Raw genomic sequence first — 13,183 nt, 5'->3', positions numbered from 1 at the left:
AGCGGTACATTTTTCAGCGGGGCACTGTGCCATTTTTCGGGGGCTAATGACAGGAATACTGGCAAAAAATACGTAATTACACGTAGAAGGAATAAAAAACTTTAAGCTTAAACAAACTGGTTATTGCAACGGTGATCGAATTGGGGATGAATAGAAAGACAACAAAACAATTCACAACAAACTATTCATAATCAGGTTTCAGGGAGACTTTACAATGTTGGCAAAAGGCAAAAAGGCTGCATTGCTGGGGGCGGCAGCTATGATCATGGGCACCTGTGTGGCTGCGGGGGCCGCACAGGCCGCGGAGCCCGTAAAAATTGGCATGATCACGACCCTTTCGACCGGTGCCGGATATCTGGGCGATGATATGCGCAAGGGGTTTGAACTGGCAATTGCCGAACATGATGGCAAGCTGGGGGGCTCGGACATTGATCTGATCGTCGAGGATGACGGTTTGAAACCCGAAAGTGCGCGCCAGATTGCCACCCGCATGATGGAAAGCGAACATGTTGATCTGATGACCGGCATTATCTTTTCCAACGTCGCGATGGCGGTGGTGCCCAAGGTGGTGCGCGACGGCATGATTTATGTTTCCACCAATGCCGGCCCCAGCGCGCTGGCCGGTGCCAAATGTGATGCCAATTATTTTAATGCCGCCTATCAGAACGATAACATCCACGAAGCCATGGGTCAGTATGTGCAAGACCAGGGCTTTAAACGGGTTTATCTGCTGGCACCAAACTACCCGGCAGGCAAGGATTCACTGGCTGGTTTTAAACGGTATTACAAAGGCGATATCGTTGACGAAGTTTACACCAAGCTGGGCCAAACCGACTATGCTGCCGAAATTGCATCCCTGCGTGCGGCAAAGCCAGATGCCGTGTTTTTCTTTTATCCCGGTGGTATGGGCATTAACTTTATCAAACAATATGCCCAGGCGGGTTTGAAAGATGAAATTCCATTGTTTGGCCCGGCCTTTTCTGCCGATGAACATTTGGTTGATGCGGTGGGCGAAGCCGCCGTTGGCATGAAAAACGCGTCCCATTGGTCGCCCGACATGGAAAACGATGCCTCGAAAAAGTTTGTCGCCGGGTATGTCGCCAAATATGGGGCCAAACCCAGCCTGTATTCGGTACAGGGCTATGATGCCGCCAATCTGATTGGCAGTGCGATTGCCGCCGTCGGCGGGGATATGTCGAAAGAGGATGATTTCCGCGCTGCTTTGAAAAAAGCCGATTTCACATCGGTGCGGGGCAACTTCAAATTTGGCAATAACAACCATCCGATCCAGGATTTCTACGTGCGCGAGGTCGTTGCCGATCCCGATGGCGGCTTTACCAACAAGTTGGTCACCAAGGTATTTTCAAACCACGTCGATGCCTACGCATCCGAGTGCAAAATGTAATTTTGCCCCGCGCAATCTGACCAATGGCCGGTCTGGTACCGGCCATTGTGTTTTCGCATTTGCACCGGAAAATGATTATGCTTTTGTTTCTAGAACAGCTTTTGAACGGGCTGCAATTTGGTGTGACCCTGCTTTTGATGGCATCGGGGCTAACCCTGATTTTCGGGATCATGAACCTGATCAATCTGGCACATGGGTCACTGTTTATGGTCGGCGCCTATGTCGGGGCAACGGCCATTGCCCATGGCTCGGGTTTTTTTCTCGGTCTTTTAGCCGGGGTGGGGGCCGCTGCCCTGACCGGCATGGTGATGGAATTTGTCATCATGCGCAGGCTTTATCGCCGCGATCATCTGGATCAGGTTTTGGCAACCTTTGGCCTTATTTTGTTTTTTAATGAAATGGTTAGCATCCTTTGGGGGCGCCAGCCCATTGCCATGGACCCGCCGGAATTTTTATCGGGCACGGTTGAGTTTATTCCCGGTGCGCCGTATCCGGCATTTCGCCTTGCCGTCATTGCAACCGGTATTCTGGTAACCGGGTTTTTGTATTTTCTGGTGATGAAAACCCGCATCGGTATGTGGATACGGGCCGGGGCATCCAACCGCGAAATGATTGGCGCGTTGGGGGTTAATATTTCCCTGCTTTATACCTTGCTGTTTGGTTTTGGCGCTGCGCTGGCCGGGTTGGCCGGGGTGATGGCGGCCCCGTTCAGTGCCGTTCAGTCCGGCATGGGGGAAAACATCCTGATTCTGACCTTTGTTGTCATCGTAATTGGCGGCATTGGTTCCATTCGCGGGGCGGTTGCCGGTGCACTGTTGATTGGCCTGACCGACACGCTGGGTCGGGTTTATATCCCCGATCTGATGCGTTTGTGGTTACCGCCGTCGGTGGCGGATGGTGCGGGCGCGTCATTGGCATCGATGATGATTTACATTTTAATGGCCGTGGTTCTGGCCTTCCGTCCACGGGGGTTGTTCCAGACCCATGGTTAAAAACATTTCACGACAAAGCTGGGCGACACTGGCTATTTTTGTGCTGCTGGCAGTGGTGCCACCGGTGGCACATGCGTTTGATAATTCGTTTTTGATAACGATGTTTAACCGCGCGGTTATTTATGCCGTGGCTGCTGTGGGGTTGGACCTGATCATTGGGTTTGGCGGCATGGTCAGTTTTGGTCACGCGGCCTTTTTTGGCATTGGCGCCTATACAGCGGGTATTTTGGGCACCCATGCCTTTGATGGCAGCGACTTTATTTTCGGCTGGACGGGCAGCAACGACGCCTTTGTTGTCTGGCCGCTGGCGATGCTGGTGGCGGCTTTTTTCGGATTGATCATCGGTTTGATCAGCCTGCGCACATCGGGCGTTTATTTCATCATGATCACGCTGGCTTTTGCGCAGTTATTCTATTTTTTCTTTGTTTCCCTGTCGCAATATGGCGGCGAAGACGGACTGTCTTTGTGGGATCGTAACGCGATACCGGGCCTTGATCTGTATGATCGCGATACATTCTATTATCTGTGTTTTGCAATTTTGCTGGCGGTTTGGTTTTTATTGTCGCGCCTTGTCGGGTCGCGGTTTGGTCGCGTTATTATCGGTTGCAAACAAAACGAACGCAGGATGCGCGCCCTTGGATATGATCCGTTATTGTACAAGCTAACGGCGTTTTGCATTTCGGCTGCCATTGGTGGCTTGGCCGGGGCCTTAATTGCCAATCATTCCGAATTTGTCAGTCCGGGGTTGTTACACTGGTCGCGTTCGGGTGAATTAATGATTATCGTTATTCTGGGCGGTCTGGGCACGCTTGTTGGGCCAATATACGGGGCCTTGACCCTGTTTTTAATGGAAGAAAGCCTGGTATCCTTTACCGAACACTGGCAGGTCATTTTAGGACCGGTTTTGATTTTGGTGGTGGTGTTTTTCCGCGGCGGCATTGTCGGTTTTTTAAAGAGACCGGGCAAAGCAACGGCAAAAACCGGGGGTGATCGTGGGTGAAGTAAAGAACCAGCCGGTATTTGAGGCCCGCAATCTTTATAAAAGTTATGGTGGTTTACGGGCGACAGATGATTTGTCGATCCAGCTTGAAGTCGGCAAAATCCATGCCCTGATCGGTCCCAATGGTGCCGGTAAAACCACGGCCCTGTCGCAATTGTCGGGCGAATTGCGCCCCGATGACGGGCAGGTGTGGTTTGAGGGCCAGGATATTACCCGCTTTTCGATGCCCAGGCGGGCCCGGATGGGGGTGGCGCGGTCTTTTCAGATTACGGCGATATTCGATGATTTTACCGTGGCTGAAAATGTGGCTGTGGCGGTGCAATCGCGCACCCGGCATCATTTTTCGTTCTGGCGCGCGGTGTCGCACGATGCGCCGATTAATCAGCGCACCGCTTCTTTGCTTGATCAGGTTGGTCTGGCCGGTTTTGCCAGCCGACGTGCGGCTGATTTGGCACATGGGCAGAAACGCCAGTTGGAAATTGCCATGGCGCTGGCACTGGAACCAAAGGTTTTGTTGTTAGACGAACCGATGGCCGGTATGGGGCCGACCGAAAGCAACCAGTTGGCCGAACTTTTGGAAAAACTGAAACCCGATTTCGCAATTTTGCTGGTTGAACACGATATGAATATTGTTTTTCGGCTTGCCGATGTGATTTCGGTTCTGGTCAACGGGGCGATGATTGCGTCGGGCAGTGTCGATGATATCCGCGACAATGAAGACGTTCAAAAAGCCTATCTGGCGGAGGGGTACTGATGCTGGAACTGCAGAATGTCGAAACCAGCTATGGCAGCAGTCAGGTATTGTTTGGCGTGAATATGCAAGTTGGAAAGGGCGAAATAGTAAGTCTTTTGGGGCGTAATGGCATGGGTAAAACCACCACAGTTCGCTCGGTTATGGGGTTAACCCCGGCCAAGGCTGGAACCATTTTGTTCAAAGGGCAGGATATTTCGCGGCAGAAGTCTTTTCGGATTGCCCGGGCCGGGATTGGGCTGGTTCCGGAGGGGCGGCAGATTTTTCCGAACCTGTCGGTGCGGGAAAACCTGGTGGCAACGGCACGCGGGCGGGGATGGGATTTGGCAAAAATTTACGACCTTTTCCCCAGGCTGGCCGAACGGCAAAACAACATGGGCAATCAGTTATCCGGCGGCGAGCAGCAAATGCTGGCGATTGGCCGGGCGCTTTTGACCAATCCGGATTTGCTGATTCTAGATGAGGCCAGCGAGGGGCTGGCCCCGGTGATTCGGACAGATATCTGGGCCTGCATTCGCAAATTGCGGGGTTTGGCACAAACAGTTTTGATCATTGATGGCAATCTGGACGCGTTAATGGCAGTGTGTGATCGACATTATGTCTTGGAAAAAGGGCAAATAGTTTGGACTGGTTCTTCTGAACAATTTGCAAATGCCCCGGAAATAAAGAAAAATCACCTTGGAATTTGATGAAGGGTATTTTTTAAACAGGGAACAGATATATGGGCTGGGGCGGTTTTACAGAAGCAGAAGTTGAATGGCAGTATAATCCGCGCGAAACGGTGCCCGATTATGCCGATCATTTCGCTCGGTTCGTCGCGGCATCCGATGATTTGCGGTCAAAATATGATCATCAGATTGATGTCCGGTTTGGCCCGGGACCCAAAGAAACCTTTGACGTTTTTCGTGCAAGCAGTCCTGACGCGCCCATCCATGTGTTTTTTCACGGGGGTTATTGGCGTAGCCAGGACAAAAAGGATTATGCGTTTGTTGCGCGCGACCTGGTGGCGGATGGCTATAGCGTTATTTGTGCCAATTACGATTTATGCCCCGGTGTAACAGTTGCCGAGATAACGGCACAGGCGGTTCGTTGTATCAAATATGTTTACCAACATATCGACGATTTTAACGGCGATCGGGACCATCTCAGCATTTCCGGACATTCGGCGGGCGGGCAAATTGTTGCGCGGTTGGCGGCCCATGACTGGGAAAGCGAAATTGGCGATGCCACACCGTTTACTGCCGCAGTGGCTGTTTCGGGCCTGTTTGATCTGGAACCATTGCGTTTCACCAGTATGAACAGTGACATTGGCCTGACCGAAGACAGTGCGGCAGATAATTCGCCGCTGCTGGATGCTGTGCCGGACGGGATAAAGATGATGCTGGTGGTAGGGGCCGTTGAAACACCGGAATTTTTACGCCAAAGTCAGGCATATGCGGCCTATTGTGCGAAGTCCGGGTTGGTTGTGCCGGTGCTTCAGGCTTGGGGTGCCAATCATTTTACCGTCCTGGAACAGCTCTATCTTCGTGACGGAGCCTTGTACGGAAATCTTAAGCGGATTATCGGCTGACAAAGGCGCGATACCGGCCAAAAACACCTGTTTTACATGTGATATTCGGGGCAACATGCGGTGACGCCGAGTGCCCGATATGATAAGGTAAATATGCGTTACCAATTGAATAATCACAAACTTTACAGGTAGGCCCCATGCGTTTCGTTACCGCCGAAGATATCGATCGTTCTGTTCCCCCGCGTGACATGGTTGAAGCGCTGCGCAGATGGTTTGCCAAGGGCTGTGAAACGCCGCTTCGCAGTCATTTCAATATGGAACGGTCCAGCGAGGACGACGCAACCTTGCTGATTATGCCATCGTGGGAAAAAGACGGGGCTGCCGGGGTAAAGGTGGCGGCTGTTGTGCCGGGTAATTCCGCGCGGAACCTGCCAGCCGTTTCAGGTATATATATATTGCTTGATAGCATAACCGGGCAACCTGTGGCGGTGCTGGATGGTACCCGGCTGACCACGCGGCGCACTGCAGCGGCCTCGGCCCTGGCAGCGGATTATCTGGCGCGCAAGGATGCCAGCCATTTGGTGATGGTTGGCACCGGGGCCATGGCCCCCAACCTGATTGCAGCCCATGCATCGGTCCGCCCGATTAAAAAAGTAACCATCTGGAACCGCCGCCCGGAAAAGGCGGTGACTCTGGCGCGCGAAGTTGAACTTTTGGGGTTTGAAGCGACCGGCACCGATGATTTGGAAGTCGCGTGCAAAACTGCTGATATTATTTCCTGTGCTACGCTGAGCACCGCGCCGCTGGTGCGCGGGGCATGGCTGTCCGATGGCGTGCATGTTGATCTGGTTGGGGCGTTTAAACCCGTCATGCGCGAAACTGACGATGCCGTGATGAAAAAATGCCGCATCTATGTTGATAGTATGGATGGGGCCGCGGCCGAAGGCGGCGATGTGGTGCAAGCCATACAATCTGGCGCGATCAGCAAAGACGATATTGTTGGCGACCTGTTTGATCTGACACGCGGCAATGTTAAAGGCCGCCAGTCCGACGCGGAATGCACAGTGTTTAAATCGGTTGGCCATGCGCTGGAAGACTTTGCCGCCGCCGTCACTGTTGTCGAGGCGCTTGATAAATGATCAGCACCGATTTGTTTGGCCCCGATATGCTGATCAGCTATCGGGGCAATGTTCTTCCCGAATGGATTGATTTTAACGGCCACGTCAATGTTGGCTATTATATCGTTGCGTTTAATCTGGGGTCACTGGGTTTTCTCGATGCCGTCGGGCTGGGGCGGACCTATCCGGCGCGGAGGGGCGGATCGACCTTTGCGCTGGAAATGCATGCTACCTACGATCGAGAAATTCATGTGCATGAACCGTTCGAACTCCATACCCGCGTGCTCGATTGTGATGCAAAGCGCATCCATATGTATCATGAAATGCGCCACGCCGACGAAGGCTGGCTGGCCGCGACCAACGAAATTATCACCATGCATATCAACATGGAAACACGACGGTCTGCGCCCTTTCCCGATGATATTTTTAAAACACTCGATGCTATTCGTCTGGCCCAGGTCAATTTACCGATGCCTTCGGGCGTCGGCCGCACAATTGGTATTCGGCGCGCGTAACTTTGTGGTGTTGGTGCTTTAAGGTGCGGGGTGGTGCTGGTTTGCCGGAACATACAGGTTGCAGGCTTGATGGTCGCCATCGACAAAGACGGTGCGATCAAACACCATGCCGATGCTTTCAAGCAAGTGGATTGAACGGTTGTTTCCGGGCAGGGTAAAGCCAACCACCCGGCTGATCCCCAAATCATTATAGGCGTGGTTCAAGGTGGCGTTGGCGGCTTCGCGGGCAAAACCTTGGCCCTGCCATTTATCGAGAAACGCAAAGCCAATATCGGGGTCTGGCAGGGTGTCGCGTTTTACCAACCCACACAGGCCGATTGTTTCCCCGGTTGCGCGCAAATCAACCGGGTACAGACCAAAACCATTGCGTTCATAAGCCGCAATTAGCCGTTCATTGATGTAAACCGCCGCAGATGCAAGATCGCCGATATTGCGATCGCCAATATAATGAATCCAGTCGGGCTGGTTTAACAATTTCAGGATAAATTCTGCATCTTCACGGGTTGCCTGGCGCAGGATCAGGCGGGGCGTTGTAATCAGCAGCATTGGTAAAAGGCCTGTGTTCAAGCGTAAATAACATGCCAAGATTACCCGTTAAGCTGGTAAAGTAACAACACCTTATATAAGTATATTTTTCCATCAGCAACGGAGAAAACCATGGCAGTGCGTCCGATCCGGCTTGGGTTTGAAGGGGCGATGGGGGCATCTCTTGCGGCACGGCTGGATTTGCCGGCGGGGCCGGTTTTAGCCTATGCCCTGTTTGCACATTGTTTTACCTGCACCAAGGATTTAACTGCCGCGCGCAAAATTGCCCAGGCCCTAAATCAACAGGGTGTTGCGGTGTTGCGGTTCGATTTTACCGGGCTTGGCGGGTCGGGCGGTGATTTCGCCTCGACCAATTTTACCTCCAATCTGGAGGATCTGCGCCGCGCTGCGAATTATATGCGGACCGAGTTTGAAGCTCCCAAATTGCTGATTGGTCATTCACTGGGCGGGGCGGCTGTTTTGGCCGTTGCCAGCGATATTCCCGAAGCAATGGCCGTGGCAACAATTGCCGCCCCGGCAGATATTGACCATGTAACCGAAAATTTCGCCGATAAACTGGCTGAAATTCGCGCAGCCGGGCAAGCCGATGTATCGCTAAGTGGTCGTCCGTTTGTGATTAAAAAACAGTTCCTCGACGATTTGGCTGCGCATGATATTGAAAAATCGGCTGCATCCTTGCACAAGGCATTGCTGGTATTGCATGGCCCGCTGGATCAAACTGTTGGTATCAACAATGCCAATCGTATTTTTACGGCGGCCAGGCATCCGAAAAGCTATGTGTCGCTTGACCAGGCAGACCATTTGTTGCGCGACCCCGATGATGCAACCTATGCCGCCAATGTAATTGCGGCTTGGGCCCGGCCTTATGTCGGGGCAAAGGATCGGGCGGTATCAGACAGCGCCGAACCGGGCGATGCGGCAGAGGGCATTTTGGCCCGCGAAACCGGCCTTGGTAAATTTCAAACGATGCTGGTGGCTGGCCCGCACCGAATGCTGGCCGACGAGCCGCAGGGTTCCGGCGGTCTGGCCAGTGGGCCGTCGCCTTATGAATATTTATCGGCGGCTTTGGGTGCGTGTACGTCAATGACCATTCGCATGTATGCCGATTTTAAACAGATCGCGCTGGATGGTATTTCGGTGCAGGTTACACATGAAAAAATTCATGCCAGCGATTGTGCGAACTGCAGCGAGGGGCAACGCCAGAAGAATGCCAAAATTGACCGCTTTGAACGGGTCATTACCCTGCATGGTGATTTGGACGAGGATGTGCGCCAGCGGTTGATTGAAATTGCCAATAAATGTCCGGTTCATCGAACACTTGAAAGTACGTCAGTTATTGTGACCCGCGATAGCCGCGATCAATAACGCCAAAGGCGGGGTTCCAACAAAGTCGATCCGGGCGACATTAAATGCCGCCCGGAAAGATCGTTGATTATTTCGCAGCGGTGATAATGAATTCGACTTTGTATTCCGGGGTTGCCAGTTTGGCTTCGCCGCAGGCGCGGGCCGGGGTGTGGCCCTGCGGAACCCAGGCGTCCCAAACGCTGTTCATTTCGGCAAAATCATTCATATCGGCCAACCAGATAATGGCTTGCAGAATGTGTTCCTTGCTCGATCCGCATTCGGCCAGCAGGGCATCAACCTGTTCCAGGCATTTTTTGGTTTGGTCGGCAACTGATGCGCCCGGTTCGCCAACCTGGCCCGCCAGATAAACAGTGTCGCCATGGACAACGGCCTGGCTCATGCGCGGGCCGGTATGGAAACGTTCGATGCTCATTTTTTGCTCCGTCTTTGGTTTAAAGTGGTGATGTAACATTTAAGGCCGCGGGTTGGTGCCGCACCAGTCGGCAATAAACAGGGCCAACACTTCGGTAACTTCCATCACCGAAGAAATTGAAACCCGTTCATCAATGCCATGAATGTGTTCTGCCTTTGGCCCGTAACATGTGGCCGGGATATTGCCATAAATCTGGAAAAAACGTGCATCTGTTGTTGCCGTCGATGCATAATTTTTTATTGTGTTTTCTGTGACTTCGCGGTGCAAATCGCCGATCATTGTCATCATCGGGTGGTTTTCATCCATCACACATCCTTCGGCCTGAAAGCCGCGATAGTCGATGGTAAATGTGGCTCCCTTGCAGGCGGGATGATTATCCGTCGCCGAATTTGCAACGTCGCTGATCATGGAACGAATTTCGGCCATATCCATGCCGGGATAAAACCCGATGCGAATATCGGCCTCACAGGTTGGCGGCACAGTGGAGGCCCATTCCCCGCCCGAAATCTTACCCAGATTGAAATTAACCGGGTGGCTATGTGCACCATAGGCGTCGTGCCGGTGCCCCGGATGGTTCCACAGGTCTTCGACTTCCTTTAGGGTTTCAAAAAAGCCATAGGCGGCCTCAATTGCGTTGCTGCCCGCTGACGTATCAAGGACATGCGCGGGGCTGCCGGTGACATGAAGCTGAAACCACATCACACCAAGCTGGGCTGTCATCAGGGTTTGGTTGAACGGTTCGGGGATGATGGCGCAATCGGCGCGATACCCGGCATGAAGGCAGGCAAGGGCACCGTTGCCGGTGCATTCTTCCTCGACCACGGATTGTAAAATAACCGGGGCGGCGGGTTCCTGCCCAATATCGCGCAGTGCGGAAAGGGCATGGCAACTGGCAATGAGACCGGCTTTCATGTCGCCCGCCCCCCGGCCATATAGCCAGTCACCGATAACATGCGCGGTAAAGGGCGGTTGTTGCCACAAATCTGCCGGGCCGGTGGGCACCACATCGATATGCCCGTTCAGGATCAGGCTGCGGCCTGTTGCGGTTGTGGGTGTATGAATGCCAACAACATTTTCACGCCCGTCATAGGTATCGATGACCGGGGGTGAAAAGCCCGGTTTATCGCGCAGGGCGGCAATATCAATGGCAACGGTTTCAACATCCAGCCCCATCGCGCGGTATTTGTTCGCCATCCAGCTTTGTGCCGATTGTTCCTGGCCAAGCAGGCTGGGCAACGCCACCAGTTCCGACATATCGGCAATGATTTGGTCCTGCCGGGCGCGAACGGCCTTGCGCAGGGCAGATCTGTCGGCTTTGGAATGTGACATGGCTGGAAACCTTTGCGCTAAGACAGGGATGGCCGGGTGGGCGATAATGCGGCCTGGGTGACGCCCAGTTTCTGCATTGCGGCGGGAACGTCTTCGCCGCATATCATGCTCGCGGCATATTCGCCCATCGCCGGTGCGGTTTGAATGCCGTATCCACCTTGCCCCGCCAGCCAGTAAAAACCGGCATGTTCCGGGGCAAAGCCTGAAACCGGGTCGCCATCGGCAAAGAAACTGCGCAGCCCGGCCCAGCTTTCGCCGGGGCGATTTACCGTCAGGGTGGTGGCGGTTACCAGCCGGTCAATTGTAATGGCAATATCAAGTTCTTCGGGCTGGGCATCTTGCGGGGTGGTGGGGGTGGCATCGGCGGGCGATACCAGCAAACGCCCGGCATCGGGTTTGAAATACAGCCCTTCACCAATGCTGGAAACCATATGCCAGTGATCGGCTTTAGTTTCTGCGGGAAGGTCAACCATAACGGCGGTACGGCGTTTGGGCGTCAGGCCAAGGGGTTTGACCTGTGCCTGTTTGGCAATTTCGTCGGCCCATGCCCCTGCGGCATTGACAACAATGGAGCCGTTAAAAACGTCGCCATTGCCAATTGTTACTTGCCATTGATTGTCGTTTTTTTCAATGCCGGTCACATCGGCCCGGGTTACAATGGTGCCGCCCATTTTTTTAAACTGGGCGATAAATCCCCAATGCAAGGCATGGACATCAATATCCATGGCATCGATTTCAAGCGCCCCGCCGATCAACAGTTCCGGCTTAACAATCGGCACCAGTTCGGCAATTTGTTCGGGGCTAAGGGCTATTACATTCGCTCCGTTGGCACGGCCTTCGGTTAAAAGCTCGTCAAGATCGGCTTCTTCACCAGGCATTGCGGTAACAATAACACCGCGCGGCGTCAGGATCGGGTGTGATGTGAAACCGTCAGGTGGGGACAGAAAAAAGGCCTTGCTGGCGGTTGACATTTTGCGAATGATTTTGGGACCGTATGTTTCACTATATAGTGCGGCAGATCGGCCTGTGCTGTGATAGCCGGGTTGATCTTCGCGTTCGAGCACAATTACCTTTTTACCTTTTTGGGCCAAAAAATATGCCGCAGACATTCCGGCAATACCGCCACCAATAATGATAATGTCAGCTGTGGTCATGATCGTGCCTCCGCAAAACTTCCTAAAAACTGCACCAGATTATCAGCCAGTGTCGGGCTGACATAGCCCCCTTCCTGAACTATCACGGTGGGCAGGCCGATCAAGCTGATTTTACGGGCGATTTTACCAAACCCGCCGGTGCTGACGGTTAACCCGCCAAACGGATCATCGCGCGAGGCATCCAGTCCGCAGGCCAGAACCAAAGCACCAGGTGCATAATGAGTTATGATGTCGGTTGCACGATCCAGGGCCAATAAAAACACATCATCGCCGCTGCGAAGGGGCAGGGGGAAGTTATGGTTATATCCCAATCCCCGGCCCGTTCCGCGTTCATGGGTATGTCCCCAGTAAAACGGGTAAAATTGGGCCGGGTCGGCATGGATCGACACGGTTAAAACATCATCGCAATCATAAAAAATATGCTGGGTGCCATTGCCATGATGCAGATCGATATCGAGGATGGCGACGCGGCCAAACCGTTCGCGCAGTTGCCGGGCGGCAATGGCCGAATTGTTGAGATAACAGAATCCCCCGGCAATATCGCGGCTGGCATGATGGCCCGGCGGGCGGCACAGAGCATAGGCGCAACTGGCCTCATCATCGCGCACATGGCGGGCGGCAGCCACGGCGCAATTTGCACTGCTGCGCGCCGATTGCCATGTGGTGGCTGAAACCGGGCAGGATGTATCGCCCAAATGAAAACCGGCCTGTGCTGCGGGCGTTTGCGGATAGGGGCCGGTACGGTCAAACGGGTGAATATGGGGCACAACAATTTCCGCCCCGCCAGCGGCGCGCCAGTTGCGATGAATGTTTTCCAAAAACCGTAAATATTCCGGCGAATGAACCTGTGCTATCGGTTCCAGCCCGAAATCGGCCGGGTTTTGTGGCGTAATAGCCAGTTTCGCCAGGGCCGAATTAAGGATTTCGGCGCGTTCTGGCACCTCGGGAATGGGCTTGCGTTCGCCACCCACCATAAAAGTCTGGCCGTGGTGCAACATTTGATCGGGTGAAAAATAGGCATGCATCATCCTGCCGCCCTTTCATTGCTGGTGGTGGTGGCGTTATGGAGTGATCAGAACCGGATAA

General features: G+C 53.4%; 14 protein-coding genes. 9 read left to right on the top strand and 5 right to left on the bottom strand.

Features of this window, described 5'->3' with window-relative positions; all coding sequences use genetic code 11:
• Window positions 1–214 precede the first annotated feature (214 nt).
• From AAC086_RS12695 to AAC086_RS12660, 8 genes are all read left to right on the top strand, one after another.
• Window positions 215–1,405: an ABC transporter substrate-binding protein gene (locus AAC086_RS12695; protein WP_339779049.1), complete on the top strand. Its 1,191-nt coding sequence runs from the start codon at window positions 215–217 to the stop codon at window positions 1,403–1,405.
• A 71-nt stretch (window positions 1,406–1,476) separates the two neighbouring features.
• Window positions 1,477–2,397: a branched-chain amino acid ABC transporter permease gene (locus tag AAC086_RS12690; RefSeq protein ID WP_339779120.1), complete on the top strand. Its 921-nt coding sequence runs from the start codon at window positions 1,477–1,479 to the stop codon at window positions 2,395–2,397.
• A complete protein-coding gene (locus AAC086_RS12685) occupies window positions 2,390–3,397 on the top strand; it encodes a branched-chain amino acid ABC transporter permease (protein ID WP_339779048.1) in 1,008 nt (335 codons plus the stop codon). The genes AAC086_RS12690 and AAC086_RS12685 overlap by 8 nt, the downstream gene beginning before the upstream one ends.
• The gene (locus AAC086_RS12680) at window positions 3,390–4,151 is read left to right on the top strand and encodes an ABC transporter ATP-binding protein (protein WP_339779047.1); all 762 of its coding nucleotides are present in this window, start codon (window positions 3,390–3,392) and stop codon (window positions 4,149–4,151) included. The genes AAC086_RS12685 and AAC086_RS12680 overlap by 8 nt, the downstream gene beginning before the upstream one ends.
• Window positions 4,151–4,837 carry an ABC transporter ATP-binding protein gene (locus AAC086_RS12675; RefSeq protein ID WP_339779046.1) on the top strand — a complete coding sequence of 229 codons (687 nt, stop codon included), beginning with the start codon at window positions 4,151–4,153 and terminating at the stop codon, window positions 4,835–4,837. The genes AAC086_RS12680 and AAC086_RS12675 overlap by 1 nt, the downstream gene beginning before the upstream one ends.
• 32 nt (window positions 4,838–4,869) lie before the next feature.
• Window positions 4,870–5,718: an alpha/beta hydrolase gene (locus AAC086_RS12670; protein ID WP_339779044.1), complete on the top strand. Its 849-nt coding sequence runs from the start codon at window positions 4,870–4,872 to the stop codon at window positions 5,716–5,718.
• 137 nt (window positions 5,719–5,855) lie between these two features.
• Complete coding sequence (locus AAC086_RS12665) at window positions 5,856–6,797, top strand: ornithine cyclodeaminase family protein (RefSeq protein ID WP_339779042.1); 942 nt, start codon at window positions 5,856–5,858, stop codon at window positions 6,795–6,797.
• A complete protein-coding gene (locus AAC086_RS12660; RefSeq protein ID WP_339779041.1) occupies window positions 6,794–7,291 on the top strand; it encodes a thioesterase family protein in 498 nt (165 codons plus the stop codon). Before AAC086_RS12665 ends, AAC086_RS12660 begins: the two co-directional genes overlap by 4 nt.
• A gap of 18 nt (window positions 7,292–7,309) precedes the next feature.
• Here the strand turns inward: AAC086_RS12660 and AAC086_RS12655 are convergent, their stop codons facing one another.
• Window positions 7,310–7,837: a GNAT family N-acetyltransferase gene (locus AAC086_RS12655; protein WP_339779040.1), complete on the bottom strand. Its 528-nt coding sequence runs from the start codon at window positions 7,835–7,837 to the stop codon at window positions 7,310–7,312.
• 111 nt (window positions 7,838–7,948) lie between these two features.
• Between AAC086_RS12655 and AAC086_RS12650 the strand changes: the two genes are divergently transcribed.
• Window positions 7,949–9,202: an alpha/beta fold hydrolase gene (locus tag AAC086_RS12650; RefSeq protein ID WP_339779039.1), complete on the top strand. Its 1,254-nt coding sequence runs from the start codon at window positions 7,949–7,951 to the stop codon at window positions 9,200–9,202.
• Between the two features lie 67 nt (window positions 9,203–9,269).
• Here AAC086_RS12650 and AAC086_RS12645 read toward each other — a convergent pair whose 3' ends face one another.
• Genes AAC086_RS12645 through AAC086_RS12630 form a run of 4 tightly spaced genes read right to left on the bottom strand, consistent with a single transcriptional unit; the run spans window position 9,270 to window position 13,125 of the window.
• On the bottom strand, window positions 9,270–9,614 hold the full coding sequence (locus tag AAC086_RS12645) for a RidA family protein (protein WP_339779038.1): 345 nt from the start codon (window positions 9,612–9,614) through the stop codon (window positions 9,270–9,272).
• A gap of 39 nt (window positions 9,615–9,653) precedes the next feature.
• Window positions 9,654–10,943, bottom strand: coding sequence for an ArgE/DapE family deacylase (locus AAC086_RS12640; protein ID WP_339779036.1), 1,290 nt, complete (start codon window positions 10,941–10,943; stop codon window positions 9,654–9,656).
• A 17-nt stretch (window positions 10,944–10,960) separates the two neighbouring features.
• The gene (locus AAC086_RS12635; RefSeq protein ID WP_339779035.1) at window positions 10,961–12,097 is read right to left on the bottom strand and encodes an FAD-binding oxidoreductase; all 1,137 of its coding nucleotides are present in this window, start codon (window positions 12,095–12,097) and stop codon (window positions 10,961–10,963) included.
• Window positions 12,094–13,125 (bottom strand): histone deacetylase family protein, encoded by a 1,032-nt coding sequence (locus AAC086_RS12630; protein WP_339779033.1) that lies wholly within the window; start codon window positions 13,123–13,125, stop codon window positions 12,094–12,096. The genes AAC086_RS12635 and AAC086_RS12630 overlap by 4 nt, the downstream gene beginning before the upstream one ends.
• Window positions 13,126–13,183: the final 58 nt, after the last annotated feature.

The sequence above is a fragment of the uncultured Thalassospira sp. genome, from assembly GCF_963976115.1.
Taxonomy (GTDB): Bacteria; Pseudomonadota; Alphaproteobacteria; order Rhodospirillales; family Thalassospiraceae; genus Thalassospira.
The sequence above is the reverse complement of the archived record's forward strand: the minus strand, read 5'-3'. Positions and strand labels throughout refer to the sequence as shown.

Bases quoted from the DNA above. Each gene is read 5' to 3' on its own strand.
- AAC086_RS12695 (WP_339779049.1), top strand. From the start codon at position 215: ATGTTGGCAAAAGGCAAAAAGGCTGCATTGCTGGGGGCGGCAGCTATG.
- AAC086_RS12690 (WP_339779120.1), top strand. From the start codon at position 1,477: ATGATTATGCTTTTGTTTCTAGAACAGCTTTTGAACGGGCTGCAATTT.
- AAC086_RS12685 (WP_339779048.1), top strand. From the start codon at position 2,390: ATGGTTAAAAACATTTCACGACAAAGCTGGGCGACACTGGCTATTTTT.
- AAC086_RS12675 (WP_339779046.1), top strand. From the start codon at position 4,151: ATGCTGGAACTGCAGAATGTCGAAACCAGCTATGGCAGCAGTCAGGTA.
- AAC086_RS12670 (WP_339779044.1), top strand. From the start codon at position 4,870: ATGGGCTGGGGCGGTTTTACAGAAGCAGAAGTTGAATGGCAGTATAAT.
- AAC086_RS12665 (WP_339779042.1), top strand. From the start codon at position 5,856: ATGCGTTTCGTTACCGCCGAAGATATCGATCGTTCTGTTCCCCCGCGT.
- AAC086_RS12660 (WP_339779041.1), top strand. From the start codon at position 6,794: ATGATCAGCACCGATTTGTTTGGCCCCGATATGCTGATCAGCTATCGG.
- AAC086_RS12655 (WP_339779040.1), bottom strand. From the start codon at position 7,837: ATGCTGCTGATTACAACGCCCCGCCTGATCCTGCGCCAGGCAACCCGT.
- AAC086_RS12650 (WP_339779039.1), top strand. From the start codon at position 7,949: ATGGCAGTGCGTCCGATCCGGCTTGGGTTTGAAGGGGCGATGGGGGCA.
- AAC086_RS12645 (WP_339779038.1), bottom strand. From the start codon at position 9,614: ATGAGCATCGAACGTTTCCATACCGGCCCGCGCATGAGCCAGGCCGTT.
- AAC086_RS12640 (WP_339779036.1), bottom strand. From the start codon at position 10,943: ATGTCACATTCCAAAGCCGACAGATCTGCCCTGCGCAAGGCCGTTCGC.
- AAC086_RS12635 (WP_339779035.1), bottom strand. From the start codon at position 12,097: ATGACCACAGCTGACATTATCATTATTGGTGGCGGTATTGCCGGAATG.
- AAC086_RS12630 (WP_339779033.1), bottom strand. From the start codon at position 13,125: ATGATGCATGCCTATTTTTCACCCGATCAAATGTTGCACCACGGCCAG.